The sequence below is a fragment of the Pseudomonas nitroreducens genome (genome assembly GCF_010994165.1).
GTDB classification, from domain to species: domain Bacteria; phylum Pseudomonadota; class Gammaproteobacteria; order Pseudomonadales; family Pseudomonadaceae; genus Pseudomonas; species Pseudomonas nitroreducens.
In genome coordinates, this window is sequence record NZ_WMBX01000001.1 from 184,918 (window position 1) to 205,533 (window position 20,616).

Here is a 20,616-nt window from a genome sequence, read left to right on the forward strand (position 1 = left end):
TTTTGCGCTGCGGCCAAGCGGCGCGCCCTCTACTTCGGGCCTGGGCGCAGTCTGCGCTATACCGTCCCATGAGTCTGGCTGATGGTCCTTTGCCCGCTCTGCCCACGGGCATAGTCTGGCCTGCAAATGGCCGGAAGAAGCCCATGTCGACAATCGCCCAGCACAGCGCGGCGCTGCCTCGCCTGCCCCGCCAGCACCTGCCCCGCGAACGGCTGCACGCCAGCCTGAGTGCCACCGAGTGCCGCTTGCGCCTGCTGGTGGCGCCGCCCGGTTGCGGCAAGACGGTGCTGATGAGCGAATGCGCGCGCCTGGTACCGACCGGAACTCGCGTGGTCTGGCTGGGGCTGGGAGGGAGGGCGTTGCAGCCGGAGCAGTTCTGCGAGCGCCTGGGCGAGGCGCTGGGCGTGCCCTGGGCCGGCGAGGCGGCACTGGCGAGCTGGCTGGAGAACGCCAGCGAGCCGGTCTGGCTGATGCTCGATGACTATCCCCGCGCGCCCGATCCCGCTCTCGACGACTGCTTCGACCGCCTGCTTGCCGTCGCTTCTCCGCTGATCGGCTGGTGGCTGGCCAGCCGTCGTCGCCCGGCCTGCAACCTGACCCGCCTGCTGCTCGAAGGCGAGCTGCTGGAGCTGGGTGCCAGCAGCCTGGCCCTGACCCAGGGCGAGCTGGACGCCTACCTGCAGACCGCCGGCCTGGAGTGGCCCCAGGCCCAGCGCCAGGCGCTGCAGGACGCGACCCATGGCTGGTTCGCCGGCGTGCGCCTTCGCCTGCTCAGCCTGGGCAATGAGCCCATCGCGCCCTGCGCTACACTGGTCGCCGAGACCGGCAACGGCCTGCTGCAGGATTACCTGCAACGCGAAGTCCTGGCGAGCCTGCCGGCAGAGCTGGCGGAGACGCTTTGCGGCCTCGCGCAGATTGCCCGCTTCAACCGCGAGCTCTGCGATTACCTGTTCGATGAGCCCGGTCTTGGCCTGGACGGCTTGCAAGCCTGGGGAGTGCTGATCGAAGCGGTGGACAACACCCAGCACTGGTTCCAGGTGGCACCCATGCTCGCGACGGCGCTGGCCAGCCTGTCACGCTGGCCGGCGGCGACCCTGCATCGGCGCGCCTGCCAGTGGTTCACCCAGTGCGGTGAGATCCACTCGGCTTTCGAGCATTCTCTGTACGCCGAGCAGCCGGATGTTTCTGCCAGCCTGCTGCAACGCCTGACCGAAGAGCAGCTCTTGCACGGTCGCAATGTCGAGCGTGTGCTGCAACTGCGCGAATCGCTGCCCGAGGAGTTGCTGTGCAGCACTCCGCGCCTGCTCATCCTCAACGCCTGGACCCTGTTGTTCGTCGGTCGCCTGGATGACGTGGAAGCGCTGCTGGCCGGCTTCGATCGTTTCCTGCCGATGCCCGGCGAGCACCGCCAGCGTGCGCTGATCGCTCAGTGGCAAGGGCTCAACGGCATGCTTACCCATGCCCGTGGCCTGCGTGGCTCCCGCGAGCAACTGCGCGAGGCATTGGCGTACCTGCCGGAGGAGGCCTGGGCGCAGACCCTGATCTGCCTGTCCGCGCTGACCCAGCAGGCCCAGGCCGAAGGGCGCCTGGCCGAGGCACGGCTGATCAACCGCGAGGCGCTGCGGCGAGCGCGCCTGCAAGGCAGCACCACATTCGAAGCGCTGCTGGAACTGGATCGTGCCCAGTGGCTGGAGCAGCGCGGCGAACTGCAGCGGGCCGATGCGCTGCTGGCGCGGGTGCAGGAATACCTTGATGAGATGCGCATCACCTGCAATGCCATGGCCGGCCGTGTTGCTCTGCGCCGCGGCTGGCTGTGCCTTCGCCAGGGGCGTGACGACGAGGCCCGCGAACTGTTCATTGCCGGGTTGAACGAAACCCGCCGCAGCCACGACCCGAGCTCGATCTATGGCTTCACCGGTATGGCCTGGCTGGATGCGCTGGACGGCGACACCGACGGCGCCTTCAGTCGCCTGCTCGAGGTCGAGCGGCTGATGCAGCTGCAGCATGTCCCGGAACCCATCTACCGTGGGCCGCTGCTGCTCGCCAGCGGCGCGTTGAACCTGCGGCAGAACCGGGCGGGGCCGGCGCGGGAGGTCCTGCAACGCGTGGCTGCGCGCTACCGTAGCGACTCTCTCTGCCCGCCGGCGGCGGCGCCGGACCAGATCCTGCGGGTCGAGCACCATCTGGCGCTGGCCGAGCTCTACGACGGCGACGTGGATGCCGCGCAGCAGAGGCTGCTGGCAATGTTGCCTGACCTGCTGCGTCAGGGACGCAACACCCTGGCCTGCGACGTCTGGCTGGCGCTGGCCGAAGCACATTTCATCGCCGGTAGCCTGGACGAGGCGCGCAGCGCGCTGGACGAGGGCGTTGCTCTGGCCCAGCGTTTCGGCCTGGTCTCCACCCTGCGCGACACCCAGCGCAGGCAGCCGGGCCTGTTCGGTCTGCGCCCGCATGCCGGCGAGATGGCCCCGCACAACCTGCTGAGCCTGCGTGAGCTGTCGGTGCTGGAATTGATCGCCCGAGGGTGTTCGAACCTGGAAATCGGCGAGCGGCTGTACATCTCCCTGCACACGGTGAAGACCCATGCGCGCCGGATCAACGGCAAGCTCGGCGTGGAGCGACGCACCCAGGCGGTGGCGCGGGCGAAGGAATTGGGGTTGTTGAAGGTCTGAGGCGTCAGTGCAGTGCCTTGGGCGGCACGCTGATGTCGGCCAGGCGCTGGGCCAGGCGCATCTGCTCGGCGGCGTCGTCGCTGAGCAGCATGGCCCGTTCGAGGTCGTAGCGTTCCGCCTGCGGGCAGTCCAGCACGTGGTAGAGGTCGGCGCGCGCGAGATGGTCGCTGGCGCTGGGCGGCCCCAGTTCCAGCACGCGCTGGGCATCTTTCAATGCCGCCAGCGGTTCCCCGGCGGCGAGGTGCAGTTGACGCAGATTGCGTGACAGGCGCTGGAGCATGTCGGTGGCGCTGGCCGTCCGCAGGTGCTCGGCGGACAGCTCGACGTTGGTTCCCATCTGGCGCGCCAGCAGGTCGCGGCAGTCGCGGGTATAAAGACGGCGGCCGGTGGTCGGGTCGAGCAGGTGGTCGGCACCGGGCACCCGCAGGAGGAAGCGGCCAGGGAAATTCACGCCGACCAGGGTGATGCCGTTGCGGCGCGCCATCTCCAGGGCGATCAGCGCCAATGACAGCGGTTGGCCGTGGCGGCGTTGCAAGACCTGTGGGAGCAGGGCGGCGCGCGGGTGCAAGGGGTACTCGTCATCCTCGGCAAAGCCCAGTTCGCTCAACCGGCGCAGCAGGAACTGCGCGCGCTCCGCATCGCCGGTACCCTGCGGCAGCGCCACTGCGACCTGGTGCGCAAGCGAGTCGAAGAGCCGCAGCGCATGCTCCGGCGGCAGGTGCGGCTCGTGCTCGGTGGCGATCCACAGAGCGGCTTCGAACAGGGCGGGCGGGTCCTGGGCAAGGCAGGCAAGGCAGGCTTGACGCGGGTCCATGGCGTTCTCCGGCTGACTTTGCGGTTGTAACCGGAGCAATGGGCACTCGTCCAGTGGTGCGGTCGTCGCCCGTGAAGGTGATGTGACAGGCGCTGCCTATACTCAGGAGGGTCCTTCGACGGACCGTTGTCCACCCACAGCAAGGGAGCGCCGCCATGTTCGACATGATGGAAGCCACCCGGCTCGAGTCGCTGCATCTCTTCCAGGACCCGGCCACGGGACTCAAGGCCATCATCGCCATCCACAACTCCCGGCTCGGGCCGGCCCTGGGGGGCTGTCGCTACCTGCCCTATCCGAGTCAGGATGCCGCACTGCGCGACGCCGCACGCCTGGCCCAGGGCATGAGCTACAAGGCGGCGCTGGCCGGCCTGCGCCAGGGGGGCGGCAAGGCGGTGATACTGCGCGCGCCTCACGTCAACAACCGTGGCGAACTCTTCGAGGCTTTCGGCCGCATGATCGACACCCTCGGCGGCGCCTACATCACGGCGGTGGACAGTGGCACCTCCAGCGCCGATATGGACTGCATTGCCCAGTTCACCCGTCATGTCACCAGCACCACCAGCGGTGGCGATCCTTCCCCGCATACCGCACTGGGCGTTTTCGCCGGCATTCGTGCCAGCGCCCAGGCGCGCCTGGGCAGTGATGATCTCGATGGGCTGCGTGTAGCGATTCAGGGGCTGGGGAACGTGGGCTATGCGCTGGCCGAACATCTGTCGGCCGCAGGGGCGGAACTGCTGGTCAGCGACATCGACGCAGGCAAGGTCCAATTGGCCGTGCAACAACTGGGCGCACGGCCGGTGCCCAACGAAGCGCTGCTCACCACGCCATGCGACATCCTTGCGCCCTGTGGGTTGGGCGGTGTGCTGACGTCGCAGGTGGTCGGCCACCTGCGCTGCGCTGCCGTCGCCGGGGCGGCCAATAATCAGCTGGCGCACCCTGAGGTGTCGGATGAACTGGAGGGCAGGGGCATCCTCTACGCGCCGGACTACGTGATCAACTCCGGTGGCTTGATCTACGTGGCCCTGCAGCACCAGGGCGAGTCACTGCCGACCATTACCGCGCACCTGTCTCGTATCGCCGAGCGCCTGACCGAAGTCTATGCCCACGCACAGGCCGATCATCTGTCGCCGGCCCGGGTAGCCGACAAGCTGGCTGAGCGGATTCTCTACGGGGAATATTCGGGGCACTGAGCTTCGTGCCGCCGTACGTCACTCCTCGGCGGCGCCCTCGCTGAAGATGTCGTTGAGCGCATCGGGCTGGTTCTTGAAGGCCCGGGCGAAGGCGTCGCGATTCTTGGCCATGAAGATGCCGATCTCCTCGAGCTGATCTTCCTTGAGCGAAGGCACCGCCTTCTCCAGTACCTCGGCCAGCGTTTCCGCCAGTTCCAGCATCTTGTCGTGCCGGTCGGCTTCTGCCTTATCCATGAACAGGCGCTCCGGATCGCGGCTGCTGCGGTACACCACTTCGACGGCCATTCATCACCTCTGTGCCTTCTCTTTGATTGGGGGGAGCAAATTTACTGGTTGTTTATACAGTAAATTGATTGCGCAATGCTACTGCTGGTGTGCGAATCGTTGTCAGCAGCGTAGACGCAGGAAGGGGAAGTGCCTGTATCTGGCCACCATCGGTGGGCGGCCCAAAGCGGTGCGCACGCCCTGTGGGCGCGCGCCAGCGAGCCAGGTGACTGGCGCAATGAATCGTCAGTCAGATGGCTCTGAGGGAAGCAATTCTTGCAGAGGGGAACGTCAGGACGCGATCGGCAGGCCTTTATCGCCGCGCGTCATGGCAGCCAGCAGCTGCGGCGCTGTGCCGCCTTGCTCGATGGCGATGCCGAACCGGATGCTCTGGATAAAGCGCTGGAGTTGCTCCGGGTCCTGCAGCTGGGGATTGCGGATCAGGCGGCGCGCGATCACACCCTCTTCGGTGGAGAGGGTAAGGACGATGCTGCCGTCGGGCCGTTCAACGCTGAAGTTGACGCGGTATTGGTCCTGAAAGGCGTCGGTCAGCGTCTGAAAGGGACTATCCATCACTCGTTCCTGCCTGTTGTGGGGCGTGCCTCTGGATGGACCGGGGCGCAGCCGAAAAAGTTCGCAGTCATATTCGCGCAGTCGATCTGTGCCATGACTGCGCAAGATCAATGGCGTAGCACTTGCAGGCTTCACGCCAACCAAGCCTTGTATTGCGGAGAACCGACGAATGAAACAGAACTGGGCCGAGCGCCTGAGCGAACGGATGCACGGCTGTGCCGAATCCCTGGGCAATCTGCTGGTGGAGGGCTTCCACTACCTGGCGCTGTTCGCCATCGGGGGCACGGTGTTCTGGTCGGCGGCGGTGGCCTTCGGCGAGATGGTCGGCAAGGGCCATGCGAGCATCGACGACATCCTGCTGCTGTTCATCTACCTCGAACTGGGTGCGATGGTCGGCATCTACTTCAAGACCAACCACATGCCGGTGCGCTTCCTGATCTACGTGGCGATGACCGCGCTGACCCGCCTGATGATCGCCGACATCCAGCACAACCACGTGCCCGACGACGGCATCATCCTGGTTTCGGTGGCATTGCTGCTGCTGGCGCTGGCGATCCTCGTGGTGCGTTACGCCTCCTCGCGCTTTCCCTCGCCGAGTTCCACGCAACGGGGTGGCGGTGAGCGCGATCTGATCAGCGACGACGAGCGCTGATCGCCCGCCGGCTTGATCCAGAGCCGCCGCTCGGGCGGCGGATGCACTACCATCGGTGCATCCGCCGCCTGAGAAGACCACTCCATGAAGGGATGGAAGCTGTTCGCACCCCTGCTGATCCTGGTGATCATCGCCATCACCCTTTACCTGCGCCTGCATACCCAGCCGCTGTTGCTGCAGGGTGAAGCGGACGCCACCAACGTGATTGTCGCCTCCAAGGCCAAGGGGCGGGTCGAAGTGCTGCATGTGCGGCGTGGCGACGACGTGAAGCAGGGCCAGGTGCTGATTTCCCTCAGCAGTCCGGAGCTAGAGGCCCAGCTGGATTCCCTGCGCGCTGCGCGCAACCAGGTGCAGGCCAATCTCGACGAATCTCTCCATGGCACCCGCGAGGAAACCCTGCGTGCCCTGCAGGCCAGCCTGTCCCAGGCCCAGGCCGAGCTGCGCAATGCCGAGCTGGAGTACCAGCGCAATGAAGAACTGGCCGGGCGCGGCTTCGTTTCCCAGGCGCAGATGGACCTTTCCCGGCGCGGCCGCGACGTGGCGCGCAACCGCGTCGCCGAGGCCCAGGCCAATCTCGACCAGGGCAACCAGGGCGACCGTGAGGAGCGCCGGCAGGCGCTGGAAGCTGCCGTGCGCCGGGCCGATGCGCAGATCCTCGAACTGCAGGCCCAGACCGACGACCTCAACGTGGTGGCACCGGTGGACGGCGAGGTCGGGCCGATCCCGGCGGAGCAGGGCGAACTGGTCAATGCCTACAGCCCGCTGCTCACGCTGGTGCGCCTGTCCGACAGTTATTTCGTCTTCAACCTGCGGGAAGACATCCTCGCGGATGTGAAGAAAGGCGATGAAGTGGCCATCCAGGTTCCGGCATTGAAGGGCGCCGAGGTGAAGGCCAAGGTCAGCTATATCGCACCTTTGGGCGACTTCGCGACCAAGCGTGCCACCCGTGCCACCGGTGACTTCGACCTGAAGACCTTCGAGGTCCGCCTTTATCCGGAGCAACCGGTGCCAGGCCTGCGACCCGGGATGAGCGCGCTGTGGCAGTGGAAGCAGTAAGAAGCAACCTGCGGCGCTTCGCCCAGGCCTTCGGTAGCGAGACGCGGGTCGCCCTGCGCAGCTGGACCATCCACTGGCTCGGCTGGCTCTGGCCGTTGCTGCTGTTCGTGGTGATCAGCGGCGTGTACCAGGCGGGCACGTTGCTGGACATGCCGGTGGCGGTGGTCGATGCCGACCACAGCAGCCTGTCGCGACGCATCGTTCGTGAGCTGGATGCCGGCTCCCACGCCAAGGTCGAGGTGCTCGGCGGCGGCCTGCAGGAAGGCCTGCGCCGCCTGCGCATGGCCGACGACTATGCGCTGCTATATATCCCCCGCGACTTCGAGGCGGATGCGCTGTCGGGTCGCCAGCCGGTTGCCGAGCTCTACTACAACTCGCTGTTCTATTCCGCCGGCTTCTACTCGACCCAGGATTTCAGCGGCCTGATGAGCTCGGTCAACGCCGAGTTGCGCCCACGCTTGGCCGTGGGTATGGATCGCAGCATGCCGGCGCTGGCCAGTATCAGCGTGTCCTATGAAAGCCTGTTCAATGCCAGCGGCAACTACATCTACTTCCAGCAGTTCGCCGCCATCGTGCATCTGCTGCAGCTGTTCGTGATCGTTGCCACGGTGCATGTGCTGGCCCGGGAGGCACCGGAGCTGCGTGCGTCCTCGCCACACATCCTGCGGGCCAAGGCCCTTGGGGCTCGTCTACTGGGCAAGATGGCGCCCTACACGTTGCTGTTCAGTACGTTGCTGATGGTCGAGCTGTTCCTGCTGGTGGAGATCAATGGCGCGCGGATCAATGGCAATCCGTGGTGGATGCTGGCGATCACCGTCTGCTATGTGGCAGCGGCGCAGAGCGTGGGGCTGATGCTGTTCATCTTTACTGCCAACCGCTTCAGCGCCTATTCGCTGATCGGCCTGCTGATCGGTGTGGCGCAGACCTATTCCGGCGTGTTGCTGCCGGAGCTGGCGATGCCGCAGATCGCCCGCATCATCTCCGAGGCCGAGCCGCTGACCCATACCCTGCACGGCCTGTTCGACCAGTTCCTGCGCAGGGCGCCGGCCGAGTCCGGGCTCTATACCTGCTGCAAGCTGCTGCTCTACCCGCTGATCGCCTACATGATCGCCAAGATGCGCCTGCGCCGGCGCCTCGACCTGAGCCCGGCGTAAGGTACCGCCATGCAGAACTTCTGGACCGTCTTCCGCCAGTCCCTGGGCAACATGCTCGGCAAGCCGCTGTGGCTGTTGATGGTGTTGTCGGTGACGCTGACCACCCTGCCATACGCCCATCGCACCATGGACGACCTGCCGGTGGCGGTGATCGACATGGATCACAGCTCGGTGTCCCGCGAGCTGATCCGCCAGCTCGACGCCGCGCCGAAGATCGCCGTGCGTGCCTACGACCAATTGCCTGAAGCCCAACGCGATCTCGCCTGGCGCGAGCTGTTCGGGATCGTGGTGATTCCCGTGGACTTCGAGAAGCGCGTGCTGCGTGGCGAGGCGGTCACCGTGCCGATCTTCGGCGATGCCACCAACCGCATGGCCAATGGGCAGATCCAGCAGGATATCAGTGCCACCTACACCGAACTGTCGCTGCGCTACAACCGCGAACGGCTGATGCGCGGGGGCTTCTCCGAGCAGCAGTCGAACGTCCTGCTGCAACCGACCATCGGCCAGCTCACCGACCTGTTCAACCCTGGCACCAGCTTCGCGGCCATTGTGCTGCCGGGGCTGGTGACGCTGATCCTGCAGCACAGCCTGTTGCTTTCCTGCACGCGGGTGAATCTCAACCTGCGCGGCGGCACGCCGCGTTCGCTGCGCCAGCCGGCGTCCACGCGCTTTGGCCGGTACGCCGCCCAGCTGTCGATCTGGACGGTGCTGGCGATGCTCTTCTATGTGATCTGGCCGTGGATGATGGGTTACCGGCAGACCGCGTCGTTCTTCATGCTGATGGGGCTGGTGTTGCCGTTCCTGCTGGCGGTGATCGCCATGAGCGAATTCATCGCCGAGGTGCTGCCCTCGGAAGAGGCGGTCTACCTGACCATGACCTTCATCACCCTGCCACTGTTCTACATGGCCGGCTTCACCTGGCCGCCCCAGGCCATGCCGCAGTGGGTGCAACTGCTGGCCGACGCGATACCGTCCACCTGGGCGATTCGCGCGGTGGTGGAAATGAACCAGATGAACCTGCCGCTCTCTGCCGTTGCCGACAGGATTCTCATCCTGTTCGCCATGGCGGCGGCTTACGGTTTACTGGGTACTCTGGTCTACCAGTACCGCAACTGGCGCTGGGACCAGCTCAAGGGCTGGTAGGCGGCCACTTTCGTTCTGCCCCCTGTTCGACGGCGTGCTCAGTGCCGCTACCGATACCCTGGCACTGCCGTATACGGTCTATCGCCAACAGCGCGACGGCAATATCGAGCTGACGCGCGACTGATCCGTCTAGAGTGAGAGTTCCTACCTCTGCGGGAGCTCTGTGATGAATCCATTGAATGGCAAGGTTGCGGTGGTCACCGGCGCGGCCAGCGGCATCGGCAGGCAGATCGCGCTGACGCTGGCGCAGGCGGGCGCGGCCGTGGCCATCGCCGACCTGCAGCAGGGCGCCGCCCAGCGTGTGGTGGATGAGATCGGGGCAGCCGGCGGAAAGGCCCTGGCGGTGGTCATGGACGTCACCGACGAGCAGGCGGTGGACAATGGCATCGATCAGGTGGCCGCCACTTTCGGCGGCATCGACATCCTGGTCTCCAACGCCGGCATCCAGATCGTCAACCCGATCCAGGACTTCGCCTTCGCTGACTGGAAGAAGATGCTCGCCATCCACCTGGACGGCGCCTTCCTCACCACCCGCGCCGTGCTGCGCCATATGTACCCGGCCAGGCGCGGTGGTGTGGTGATCTACATGGGCTCGGTGCATTCCCATGAAGCTTCGCCGCTGAAGTCCGCCTACGTCACCGCCAAGCACGGCCTGCTCGGGCTGGCTCGCACCCTGGCCAAGGAGGGCGGGCCGCAGGGCGTGCGCTCCCATGTGGTCTGCCCCGGCTTCGTGCGCACGCCGCTGGTGGAGAAGCAGATCCCCGAGCAGGCGAAGGAACTGGGCATCAGCGAGGAAGCGGTGGTCAAGCAGGTGATGCTCGGCGGCACCGTGGATGGCGAGTTCACCACCGTGGAGGATGTGGCGCAGACGGTGCTGTTCCTGGCCAGCTTCCCCTCGGCGGCGCTCACCGGGCAGTCGGTGCTGGTCAGCCATGGCTGGGGGATGCGCTGAAGTGCAGGCGTAGCGCCAGAAAAAAGCCCCGGCTCAATCGACAGGCGAGCCAGGGCTTGGGAACAACATCTGCGCCGGCAAGCGCTCCGGTTCTCCTGGAATTTCTGCCTGTTCCGGGGCGGGGCTGATTGATTCGGCGCAGTAGTAGATTCCCCTGGATCGGGGCCGAGCGATGTAGTGGGTTTACCGTTCGGTCTGTCAGGCAATTCCCCATCGGCTGGCACGTCCGATTTGCCGTCGGGCGATTGCCGCTGGCTCGTCGTCCCCGGTGGCGACAAATGGCACTTCCGTCCCTGCCGATGATCGTCACGACACACATGGTGCTTGCCGTGGCGGGGCCGCCATGGCGCATCGTTTTCAAACAATAATATTTCGTATTCAATATGAAAAGCCTGCTGCTGCTCGCCGGTACCGCGGCGGTGGTGGGCAGTGGCAGCCTGGGTCTGCGCGACTCGCCCTGGCTGGCGCAGCAGCGCACCTCGGTGGGAGAGCGCCAACGCATCGCCCTGCCTGATGGTGGCTGGCTGCAACTCAACACCGACAGCGCCGTGGATATAGCCTACGACGGCCACACTCGACGCGTGCGCCTGTACGCCGGCGAGCTGCTGGTACAGACCGCTCCGGACAGCGCCGGCCGTGCCTTCTGGGTCGATACGTCGCTGGGGCGCCTGCAGGCGCTGGGCACGCGATTCGCCGTACGCCTGGACGGCAGCGATGTGCGGCTTTCGGTGCAGGAGGGTGCGGTGGCGGTCATGCCGGCGCTGCGCCATGAGTCGGCCGGTGTCATCGAGGCCGGCCGCCAGGACCGTTTCGATCGCAAGGGCCTGTATGGCGAAACGACGCTGGAGGCCGATTCACTGGTGTGGAGCGAGGGCTGCCTGGTGGCGCGGCAGTGGACGCTCGGCCGCCTGTGTGCCGAACTGGCGCGCTATCGCCCCGGCGTGCTGCGCTGCGATCCGGCGGTCGCCAACCTGGCCATTTCCGGCGTGTTCCCCCTGGACCAGCCCGAGCAGGCCATTGCCGCGCTGCAACGCGGCCTGCCAGTGCGCGCGCAGTACCGTACGCGCTGGTGGGTGACGCTGGTGCCGTTGGCCTGAGGCCAATGTCCAAGGCTCCCGAGGCGAGCCTGTTCGTTTGCGCAACGCTCCGCTGGCAATCACACCGCCTTGGGCAGCGGTGCGAAGAGTGCGTCGATATCCGCGTCGTCCAGTTGCCAGTCGGCGCCGGTACCTTCGAGGATGCCGGCGGCCAGCGCGGCCTTGTCGCGCTGCAGCCGCTGGATCTTCTCTTCCACCGTGCCGCGGGCGATCAGCTTGTAGACGAATACCGGCTTGTCCTGGCCGATGCGGTAGGCACGGTCGCTGGCCTGGTTTTCCGCGGCCGGGTTCCACCAGGGGTCGTAGTGGATCACGGTATCGGCGGCGGTGAGGTTCAGGCCTACACCACCGGCCTTCAGGCTGATGAGGAACAGCGGCACGCGGCCTTCCTGGAAATCCTTCACCGGCGCGCGGCGGTCGCGGGTGTCGCCGGTGAGCAGGGCGTATTCCAGGTTGCGTTCGGCCAGCGCCTCGCCGATCAACGCGAGCATCGAGGTGAACTGCGAGAACACCAGTACGCGGCGGCCTTCGGCGAGCAGCTCTTCGAGCATGTCCAGCAGGTAGACCAGCTTGCCCGAGGTCACCGCGCGGGCGGATTTGCCGGTGGGCGGCGGCGCTTCCTTGTTCACCAGGCGGATGTCGCAGCAGACCTGGCGCAGCTTGAGCAGCGCCTCGAGGATGATGATGCGGCTGCGCGCCAGGCCTCGGCGGGCGATCTCGTCGCGCACTTTGCGGTCCAGCGCCAGGCGCACGGTTTCGTAGAGGTCGCGTTGCGCCTCGCTGAGTTCGATGTGCTGGATGAACTCGCTCTTGGGCGGCAGCTCCGAGGCGACCTGTTCCTTGGTGCGGCGCAGCAGGAACGGGCGGATGCGCGCGGCCAGGTGCGCCAGGCGGCCCTGGTCGCCGTGGCGCTCGATGGGCGTGCGGTAGTCCACGGCGAACTGCCGGGCGTCGCCCAGCCAGCCCGGCAGCAGGAAGTGGAACAGCGACCACAGCTCGCCCAGGTGATTCTCCAGCGGCGTCCCGGTCAGGCACAGGCGATTGCGAGCGCGCAGGTGGCGCGCGGCCTGGGCCGCCTTGGTGGTGGCGTTCTTGATGTTCTGCGCCTCGTCGAGGATCAGCAGGTGATACTCGTGCTGCCCGAGCTTCTCGGCATCGCGCGGCAGCAGGGCATAGGTGGTGAGGATCAGGTCGTGTTCGGCGATCTTCGCGAACGCCTTGCGCCGGCCGGCTCCGTGCAATGCGAGCACGCGCAGCTGCGGAGTGAAGCGCTCGGCTTCGTCGAGCCAGTTGGGGATCAGGCTGGTGGGCATGATCACCAGCGCCGGGCTGGTCAGGCGCCCGGCCTGCTTTTCCAGCAGCACGTGGGCGAGGGACTGCAGCGTCTTGCCCAGGCCCATGTCGTCGGCGAGGATGCCGCTGGCGCCAACTTCGCGCAGCGTTTGCATCCAGCTCAGGCCCTCGTGCTGGTAGGCGCGCAGCTCGGCGTGGAGGCCGGCGGGGATCTGCGCCGGTTGCGCGCGGTAGTCGCGTAGGCGATGCGCTATTTCGCGCAATTGCTCGCCGCCCTGCCAGGTCAGCGGCAGTTCTTCCAGTTCGGTCAGGCGCGCGGCGTCCGGCGCGCCCATGCGCAGGCGGCGTACCGGCAGTTGTTCGCCAAGATAGAACTCGGACAGCGTGCCGAGCATCGGCTTGAGCTTGCCGAAGGGCAGCGAGACGCGCAGCGGTCGGTCGGAAGCGGTCTGCCAGGTGTGGATCGGGTTGCGCCCGGCATCCAGGCGCAGCACCAGTTGTTCATCGTCGGCATGGCGGGCGAGGGCGACCGGGTCGAGCAGCGCGGGCATGCGCCGGATCAGTTCGATCAGCGCCGGCAGCAGGCTGATGCGCCGGCCTTCCACCTCGATGCCCAGTTCCAGGTCGAACCACTGGCGGTCGTCGGTTTCCTCGATCTCGGCGTACCAGTTCTCCACCGGCGTGAGGTCGAAGACGAATTCGGGGCGGATGTCGATTTCCCAGCCCTGCTCGCGCAGCCGCGGCAGGCCTTCGCGCATGAACTCCTGCCAGGCGCTGTCGTCGGGCAGTTCGAACATTTCCCCGGCGCTGTCTTCCAGGGCATCGCTGCGGCGCATCGCCGGCTTGAAGCCGAGTTCACGCAGGTCCAGGCGCCAGGCCTGCTCCAGTTCCAGTTCGCGGCTGACACGGACGATCTGGTCATCGCGGAATACCCGGATCTCGCGGCCCGAGCGCGGGGTGACGCTGCCCGAGACCGGCATGTCGCCATACAGGAAGGCCAGCGCGGCGCGGTGCCGGGAGATGTTCTGCATGCGCCCGCTGCGCAGGTCGAAGCCGCTGTGCACGTGGCTGCCCAGGGTCAGCCGTGGCCGGGGCGCGAGTTCGTCGCGCTCCACGGCAGGCAATGGAGATTCGGCGGGTGGCTTCATCCGAGTGTCCTTCCGGCAGTCCAGCCGAGTACGCAAACGCCCGATGATACCGCGATTTTTCTCGGGCGGGACGCGGAAGGAAACCGGCGGTCAGCGGGCGAAGCGTTTCGCCCCGGCGACGCACAGCACCACGGCGACGGTGGCACCGGCCATCAGCGGGCTGATCTGCTCGTGCAGCAGCAGGCCGGCCAGCGCCAGGCCGAAGAACGGCTGCAACAGCTGCAGCTGGCCGACCGCGGCGATGCCGCCGGTGGCCAGGCCGTGGTACCAGAAGAAGAAGCCGATCAGCATGCTGAACAGCGACACGTAGCCCAGGCTCAGCCAGGCCGGCCAACTGGCGCCGCTGAAGGTCTGCGGCTGGGTGTACCAGGCCAGCGGCAGCATCAGCGGCAGGGACAGCACCAGCACCCAGCAGATCACCTGCCAGCTGCCCAGGTGACGGGCGATGCGGCCACCCTCGGCGTAGCCCAGGCCGCAGACGACGACGGCGGCCAGCATCAGCAGGTCGCCGGTGAAGTTGCCCGCGCCGCTCTGCGACAGGGCGAAGCCGGCCACCACGGCGCTGCCCAGCAGCGAGCAGATCCAGAACGCCGGGCGCGGCTGCTCGCCGGCGCGGATCACGCCGAACAGCGCGGTAGCCAGGGGCAGCAGGCCGACGAAGACGATGGCGTGGGCAGAGTTGACGTGCTTGAGCGCGAGCGCGGTGAGCAGCGGGAAACCCACCACCACGCCGCCGGCCACCACCAGCAGGGGAATCAGGTCCTTGCGCGCCGGCAGCTTCTGCCGCAGCAGGATGAGGATCGCCGCCGCCAGCAGGCCGGCGATGCTGGCGCGGGCCAGGGTGAGGAAGGTCGGATCGAAGTGGGCTACCGCTACCCGCGTTGCCGGGAGCGAGCCGCTGAAGATGAGCACGCCGAGAAAGCCACTGAGCCAGCCGCTGAGGTGGCTGTTCGAGGCGAGGGTGTGGGAGTTGTTCATGGGTAGCATCCGGCAGGAGAGCGAGCCTGGAGGATGCGCGCAGAGCCGCCGGGCGGCCAGTGACAGAAAGGTACAATTTGCGCAAACTGTCCGTAAATTATCCCGGTACAAAATCCAGGGGCAGGCGAGGGCGGCATGGGCAGGCCAAAGAGCACACGGGTCGATTCGGTAATGCAGCATGTGCGCGAGCGCCTGGCGGCGCGGGCGCTGGTGCCGGGGGAACGGCTGCCGTCGATTCGCCAGCTGGCCGAGCAGCTGGAGGTGTCCAAGACCACCGTCGTGGAGGCCTACGACCGGCTGGCCGCCGACGGTGTGATCGCTGCGCGGCGTGGCTCCGGTTTCTATGTGGCCGGCCATGCGCCGCCGCTGTCCCTGGCGGACGTCGGCCCGACGCTGGACCGCAGCATCGACCCGCTGTGGATTTCCCGGCAATCCCTGGAAGCCGCGGATACCTCGCTCAAGCCCGGTTGCGGCTGGCTGCCGCCGTCCTGGCTGCCGGAAGAGGAGCTGCGCCGCGCGTTGCGGCAGATTGCCCGCGCGCCGCACTCCAGCCTGCTGGAATATGGTCGCCCCTACGGCCACTCCGGCCTGCGCGAACAGCTGGCGCGGCGGCTGGGCGATTACGGCGTGCCGGTGGGCCCGCAGCAGATAGTGCTGACCGACAACGGCACCCAGGCCATCGACCTGATCTGCCGCTTTCTGCTGGAGCCCGGTGACTGCGTGCTGGTGGACGACCCGGGCTACTTCAACTTCCAGGCACTGTTGCGTGCCCATCGGGTGCAGGTCGTCGGTGTGCCCTATACGCCGACCGGGCCGGACGTCGCCGCCATGGCTGGCCTGCTGGAGCAGCACCGCCCGCGCCTGTACATCACCAACTCGGCCTTCCATAACCCCACCGGCGCGGTGCTCTCGCCGCTGGTCGCCCATCGCTTGCTGAAGCTGGCCGAGGCCCATGACCTGCTGATCGTCGAGGACGATATCTTCGGCGACTTCGAGCACGAAAGTGCGCCGCGCCTGTCGGCCTTCGACGGGCTGGAGCGGGTGATCCAGGTCGGCAGCTTCTCCAAGACGCTGTCGGCTTCGGTGCGCTGCGGCTACATCGCCACCCAGCCGGAATGGTGCGAGCGCCTGGTGGACCTGAAGCTGGCGACCAGCTTCGGCAACAGCCCCTTCAGTGCCGAGATGCTCTTCGAGCTGCTGCGCAAGGGCAGCTACCGCCGCCACCTGGACAGCCTGCGCGGGCGCCTGGCCGACGCCATGGGCGAGACGCTGTTGCGCTTGCGCGCGCTGGATATCCAGCCCTGGCTGGAGCCGCGCGGCGGGGTGTTCGTCTGGGCCTGCCTGCCGGGAGGGCTGGACGCCGCCGAAGTCTCGCGCGCGGCCCTGGCGGACAACCTGGTGCTGGCGCCGGGCAACGTTTTCAGCCTGAGCCAGAGCGCCACCGGTTACCTGCGCTTCAACGTCGCGCAGTGCCTGTCGCCTCGTGTGTTCGAGGGGCTGGAGCGGGCCATGGGGCAGGTGGCGAATCGCCCGTAAAGGCGATAACTCCTGTATCGACCGAAACGGCTGCGGAAAATTGAACAGTTGTACAAGGGAATCTGAAAAATACCACTTCACGGTCGAACGGGTGGGTGAACTGCCAGCAGGAGCGAAGCTCTAGGATTATCGATTCAGCAGTTCGGGGCGCACTGAGCATCCCGAGGTGAATCGTTGGATCAGAAAAAGAGGACACCCCATGGCCGAGCCGTGCCAGTTGTACCTGAAGGTTGCCATCAGCCGCTTCAGGTTTGAGGCCTTTCTTTCCCAGGAGGCGGGTTCCGCCGCGTGTTTTGGCGATCTCGAGCGATGGCTGGATGGCGATCACCACCGGCGAGGCGGCCTCACCTGGAGCGAACTCTGCGAACTGGGGCAGGGCACCACCGCGGCGGCCTGGGTCGCGGGCTGGAGCCGGCACCTGCGCTCGCCGGCCTGGAACCACTACGACGATGCGACCCAGACCTGGAGCCTGGGCGTGCTGGAGTTCACCGAAAGGCGCGACTGGATCATCGGTGCGATCAACGTGCTGCGCAGAATCGCTGAGTACAAGGACCTACCGGACACGGACTATCTGCTGATCTACGAATACCTGTTCGGCAAAGGCACGGTGGTGGCCGCCGTCGAACTGACACCCGGTGCTTCCCGGATACTGCCGGGGCCGCCGCCCCTGCGTGTCACGGCCGAGGCCGACCTGATGATGAACAGTCTGTTGCGCGCCATGGATGTGACCGCGGCCTATGCCGTTCAGCGAATTTCCGACACAGATACTCACAAACGGCGCTGCTGAGTTCTTTTAATTGAGAAGCAATATCATATAATTCCGCTTTTCAATCACGCGCCTGGGCTGTGCCCGGGCCGCCTCGCAGGATTCACCTCGATGTGCGTCTCACCGCGCCTGAACCGTTCGAGCACCCAACCATGAGCGCAACCCAGGCCGGCGTCATCGCTGCCCGCATCCTCAGCGCCGTGGTCGGCGGCTATGCCCTGGCCTACACCGCCACTGCCTTCTTCAGCGTCTACCTGCCGATGTCGCGCTCGGATCGCGTGTCGCTGGCCAGCCTGGCCTGCTTCATCGTCTGGGTCGCGGCGATCCTCTACGCCTTCGGCGCGAAAAGCCCGTGGCGCGCGGTGTGGGTGCCGGTGGCGCTGAGCGTCGTGCTGGGCCTGGCCGCCTTCCTGCCGACCGCCTACGGGGTGCGCCCATGAGCCTGCGCCAATCCATGTCCGGCCTGCACACCTGGAGCGGGCTGCTGGTCAGCTGGATTCTCTTTGTCGTGCTGTTCTCCGGCACCGTCGCGGTGTTCGACAAGGAGCTCACCCGCTGGATGACGCCGCAGTTGCACACGCTGGACGAAGTGAAAGTCGGTGCCGACCAGGTGCGTGAGCTGATCGTCGAGCGTGCGCCCAAGGCCCACGGCTACTGGATGCACCCGCCCACCGAACGCATGCCGTACTGGACGGCTGGCTGGGAGCCGGCGGACTTCAGCGAGTTCCAGTCGTTCCTGGTGGACGCCCAGAGCGGCGAGGTATTGCCCAGGACCGTCGGCGGCAACTTCTTCCTCGAACTGCACTACGAGCTGCATGGCGGGATGATCGGCCTCTACATGGTCGGCGTGGCCGGTGTGTTCATGCTGGTGGCGCTGGTCAGCGGGGTGATCGTCCACCGGCGCATCTTCAAGGACTTCTTCACCCTGCGTCCGAAGGCGGCGAAGCAGCGCGCCTGGCTGGATGCGCACAACGTGCTGGGCGTGCTCGGCCTGCCGTTCCATCTGCTGATGGCGTACACGGGGCTGGCGATCTTCATCACCTTCTATATGACCGCCGGCATCAAGGTGGCCTACAAGAACGACATGGAGCATTTCTTCCATGACGTGCAGGGCGCCTTCGACCGTGAAGCGCTGGGCAAGCCGGCGAAGGCGACCAAGTCCATCGACAACATGATCCTCAAGGCCCGTGAAGCCTGGGGCGACGACAGCCAGGTCGGCTGGATCAATATCGAGAACCCGGGGGACGCCGGCGCGATGGTGCAGATCCGCAAGGCGGTGGACAAGGGCATGGTCAACGACCAGCGCACCGTGTCCTTCGACTCCGGCAGCGGCGCGCTGCTGCACGTGCAGAAGCCCTACAAGCCGGGCTACAAGACCTACGCCTGGTTGACCGGCCTGCACATGGCGCAGTTCGGCAACGACCTGCTGCGGGTGATGTATTTCGCCCTCGGCCTGGTGGGCTGCGTGATGGTGTTCGGCGGCCTGCAAGTCTGGGTGAGCAAGCGTGAAACCCGTGGCCACCGGGGCGTGGCGCTGGTACGCACGCTCAACGGCGCGGTGTGCGGCGGCCTCCCGGTCGCCTCGCTCGGCCTGCTCGCGGCTTCGCGACTGTTGCCGGCCGACCTGCTCCAGCGCACTCGCTGGGAGGCCACCGCCTTCGTGGTGATCTGGCTGCTGGCGCTGCTCCATGCGCTGCTGCGCCGGGGGAGCCGGGCCATGGCCCGCGAGCAGTTCGTCACCCTGGCAGCGCTGGCGTTATTACTGCCGGTGCTGAGTCTGTTCGGCCCCGAGCCGGGACGGATCACGACCCACTTCGCCAATGGCGACTGGACGATGGTCGGTATCGATCTTGGTCTGCTGCTGGTCGGCAGCCTCTGCGCCTTTCTTGGCTGGCGACTGGGCCAGGAGCGCGCCGAGCCCGCCCGCGCAGGTCGTGCCCGTAACGAGGAGTTCGCCTGATGCTGCTGGTGTTCGGTCTCAATCTGCTGGCGCTGGCGGCGGGCTGCCTGTCGCTGTCGCGCCATCACCGCGATCTGTTCGGTAATGCGCCCTCCGAGTCCCGTGTGCGTCTGCTGCGTATCGTGGCGCTGGTGGATGGCGCGCTGGCGCTGGCCTACGCGATCCACGTCATCGGCATGGAACTGGGCATCGTCTATTGGGCGTGCCTGTTGATGATCGCGGGGGCTGTGCTGGTCCTGCTGCTGGCCTGGCGGCCGCGCTGGGCGCTGCCGACGGCGGCGGCGATGCCGGTGATTGGTGGTGTGTTGGCCGTACTCGGCTGACGCTTCAAGCTTTTTATAGGAGCGAGCAAGCTCGCTCCTATAGGTCGGGTGTTCGCGCAGGATCGGCCAGCGGCCTACTCCTCGAACGCCTGCCGATATTCCCCCGGTGTGCCACCCACCACCGACCTGAAACGGTTGGCGAAATGACTGGCGCTGGAGAACCCGCACGCCAGCGCCACCTGGCTCAACGGTTGGCGCGTATCGCGCAGCAGGCGCTGCGCCAGGGCCACGCGGCGGGCCAGCACGTACTGGTGCGGCGGCATGCCGAAGCTTTCGCGGAACATCCGCGCGAAGTGGTATTCCGACAGCGCCGTCTGCATCGCCAGCTCGCCCAGCGACAATGGCTGGTCCAGGCGCTGCTCGATGTACTCGGCAATCCGCCGGCGCATCACCGGTGCCAATCCGCCCTTGAGCTTCAACCCTTCCCGCAGGCCGACCTGATTGAGCAACAGATGATCGATCAGGTCATGGGCCAGGGTACTGGTGCGGATGCGTTCGCCCGGCTCGTGCCAGTCCAGCTTCACCAGTTGGCGGAATCGCGCAGCCTGCTGCGGGTCATCGAGGAAGGTGCGTTCGTGCAGTTGCAGTTCGCGCGGCTCGCGGTCGAGCAGGCGGATGCAGCCGAGGGAGAACTGTTCCTGGCCGATATAGAGGTGCGCCAGGCGGATGTCGCCGTTGACGATCCAGGCCGACTCGGCGCCGGCCGGCATCACACAGAGTTTGTCTGGTGCACCCTTGCTGCCCGGCGCGCCGCGGCGAAAGGTGCCGGTGCCGTCGTTCAGGTAGCAGGACAGCGTGTGGTGGCTGGGCGCGTGGTAGTCGCGGGCATCGTGGCTGTTGCTCCAGATCGCCGCGGACAGCCCGTCGCCCAGCTCCGCGCAGCGCTCCAGGCGGGCGTTGGGCGAGGCGTTCATCGACTGGAAGACTTCTAGCTGCGAAATGGCTGACATGGGCGTTCCTCTGCTGCCTTCACTCTACCCGCGCGGGCGCGCCTCGCCAGCCCGGCTGTCGCAATAAGCGCAAGAATCTGCAAGCCGGTCCCGGG

The 20,616-nt window shown here is 66.6% G+C and carries 19 protein-coding genes; 13 read left to right on the forward strand and 6 right to left on the reverse strand.

Annotation, left to right across the window (positions count from 1 at the left end; genetic code table 11):
• Nucleotides 1-143: 143 nt before the first annotated feature.
• Nucleotides 144-2,672: a LuxR C-terminal-related transcriptional regulator gene (locus GJV37_RS00920; RefSeq protein WP_024762708.1), complete on the forward strand. Its 2,529-nt coding sequence runs from the start codon at nt 144-146 to the stop codon at nt 2,670-2,672.
• Between the two features lie 4 nt (nt 2,673-2,676).
• Here the strand turns inward: GJV37_RS00920 and GJV37_RS00925 are convergent, their stop codons facing one another.
• The gene (locus tag GJV37_RS00925) at nt 2,677-3,486 is read right to left on the reverse strand and encodes a SirB1 family protein (protein WP_065086657.1); all 810 of its coding nucleotides are present in this window, start codon (nt 3,484-3,486) and stop codon (nt 2,677-2,679) included.
• Nucleotides 3,487-3,641: 155 nt separating this feature from the next.
• On the opposite strand from GJV37_RS00925, the gene GJV37_RS00930 reads away from it, so the two are divergent.
• Nucleotides 3,642-4,676 carry a Glu/Leu/Phe/Val dehydrogenase family protein gene (locus GJV37_RS00930; protein ID WP_024762710.1) on the forward strand — a complete coding sequence of 345 codons (1,035 nt, stop codon included), beginning with the start codon at nt 3,642-3,644 and terminating at the stop codon, nt 4,674-4,676.
• A gap of 18 nt (nt 4,677-4,694) precedes the next feature.
• On the opposite strand, the gene GJV37_RS00935 is transcribed toward GJV37_RS00930, so the two are convergent.
• Nucleotides 4,695-4,961, reverse strand: a complete 267-nt coding sequence (locus tag GJV37_RS00935) for a YebG family protein (protein WP_024762711.1) — start codon at nt 4,959-4,961, stop codon at nt 4,695-4,697.
• A gap of 270 nt (nt 4,962-5,231) precedes the next feature.
• Nucleotides 5,232-5,513 carry a DUF3509 domain-containing protein gene (locus GJV37_RS00940; RefSeq protein WP_084358704.1) on the reverse strand — a complete coding sequence of 94 codons (282 nt, stop codon included), beginning with the start codon at nt 5,511-5,513 and terminating at the stop codon, nt 5,232-5,234.
• Between the two features lie 169 nt (nt 5,514-5,682).
• On the opposite strand from GJV37_RS00940, the gene GJV37_RS00945 reads away from it, so the two are divergent.
• The 6 genes from GJV37_RS00945 (at nt 5,683) to GJV37_RS00975 (ending at nt 11,567) form a co-directional block, all read left to right on the forward strand.
• The gene (locus GJV37_RS00945; RefSeq protein ID WP_084358703.1) at nt 5,683-6,165 is read left to right on the forward strand and encodes a phosphate-starvation-inducible protein PsiE; all 483 of its coding nucleotides are present in this window, start codon (nt 5,683-5,685) and stop codon (nt 6,163-6,165) included.
• An 84-nt stretch (nt 6,166-6,249) separates the two neighbouring features.
• Nucleotides 6,250-7,221 (forward strand): HlyD family secretion protein, encoded by a 972-nt coding sequence (locus GJV37_RS00950; protein ID WP_065086658.1) that lies wholly within the window; start codon nt 6,250-6,252, stop codon nt 7,219-7,221.
• Entirely contained in the window at nt 7,203-8,375 is a 1,173-nt protein-coding gene (locus GJV37_RS00955; protein WP_024762715.1) for an ABC transporter permease, read from the forward strand. Before GJV37_RS00950 ends, GJV37_RS00955 begins: the two co-directional genes overlap by 19 nt.
• A 9-nt stretch (nt 8,376-8,384) precedes the next feature.
• Nucleotides 8,385-9,518 (forward strand): ABC transporter permease, encoded by a 1,134-nt coding sequence (locus tag GJV37_RS00960; protein ID WP_024762716.1) that lies wholly within the window; start codon nt 8,385-8,387, stop codon nt 9,516-9,518.
• 166 nt (nt 9,519-9,684) lie between these two features.
• A complete protein-coding gene (locus GJV37_RS00970; protein WP_084358702.1) occupies nt 9,685-10,470 on the forward strand; it encodes a 3-hydroxybutyrate dehydrogenase in 786 nt (261 codons plus the stop codon).
• Between the two features lie 383 nt (nt 10,471-10,853).
• Entirely contained in the window at nt 10,854-11,567 is a 714-nt protein-coding gene (locus tag GJV37_RS00975) for a FecR domain-containing protein (RefSeq protein WP_084358701.1), read from the forward strand.
• A gap of 59 nt (nt 11,568-11,626) precedes the next feature.
• Here GJV37_RS00975 and GJV37_RS00980 read toward each other — a convergent pair whose 3' ends face one another.
• Both GJV37_RS00980 and GJV37_RS00985 read right to left on the reverse strand, forming a co-directional pair.
• Nucleotides 11,627-14,008: a DEAD/DEAH box helicase gene (locus tag GJV37_RS00980; protein ID WP_483407261.1), complete on the reverse strand. Its 2,382-nt coding sequence runs from the start codon at nt 14,006-14,008 to the stop codon at nt 11,627-11,629.
• Nucleotides 14,009-14,098: 90 nt separating this feature from the next.
• Nucleotides 14,099-14,986, reverse strand: coding sequence for a DMT family transporter (locus GJV37_RS00985; RefSeq protein WP_084358699.1), 888 nt, complete (start codon nt 14,984-14,986; stop codon nt 14,099-14,101).
• A gap of 135 nt (nt 14,987-15,121) precedes the next feature.
• Here GJV37_RS00985 and GJV37_RS00990 point away from each other — a divergent pair, with 135 nt between their 5' ends.
• From GJV37_RS00990 to GJV37_RS01010, 5 genes are all read left to right on the forward strand, one after another.
• On the forward strand, nt 15,122-16,522 hold the full coding sequence (locus GJV37_RS00990; RefSeq protein ID WP_037006574.1) for an aminotransferase-like domain-containing protein: 1,401 nt from the start codon (nt 15,122-15,124) through the stop codon (nt 16,520-16,522).
• 199 nt (nt 16,523-16,721) lie between these two features.
• On the forward strand, nt 16,722-17,309 hold the full coding sequence (locus tag GJV37_RS00995; RefSeq protein ID WP_024762721.1) for a hypothetical protein: 588 nt from the start codon (nt 16,722-16,724) through the stop codon (nt 17,307-17,309).
• 131 nt (nt 17,310-17,440) lie between these two features.
• Nucleotides 17,441-17,728: a DUF3649 domain-containing protein gene (locus tag GJV37_RS01000; protein WP_065086696.1), complete on the forward strand. Its 288-nt coding sequence runs from the start codon at nt 17,441-17,443 to the stop codon at nt 17,726-17,728.
• On the forward strand, nt 17,725-19,248 hold the full coding sequence (locus GJV37_RS01005) for a PepSY-associated TM helix domain-containing protein (protein ID WP_084358697.1): 1,524 nt from the start codon (nt 17,725-17,727) through the stop codon (nt 19,246-19,248). The genes GJV37_RS01000 and GJV37_RS01005 overlap by 4 nt, the downstream gene beginning before the upstream one ends.
• Nucleotides 19,248-19,571, forward strand: coding sequence for a DUF3325 domain-containing protein (locus tag GJV37_RS01010; protein ID WP_024762724.1), 324 nt, complete (start codon nt 19,248-19,250; stop codon nt 19,569-19,571). The genes GJV37_RS01005 and GJV37_RS01010 overlap by 1 nt, the downstream gene beginning before the upstream one ends.
• Before the next feature lie 74 nt (nt 19,572-19,645).
• Here the strand turns inward: GJV37_RS01010 and GJV37_RS01015 are convergent, their stop codons facing one another.
• The gene (locus tag GJV37_RS01015; protein ID WP_084358696.1) at nt 19,646-20,521 is read right to left on the reverse strand and encodes a helix-turn-helix domain-containing protein; all 876 of its coding nucleotides are present in this window, start codon (nt 20,519-20,521) and stop codon (nt 19,646-19,648) included.
• Nucleotides 20,522-20,616 lie beyond the last annotated feature (95 nt).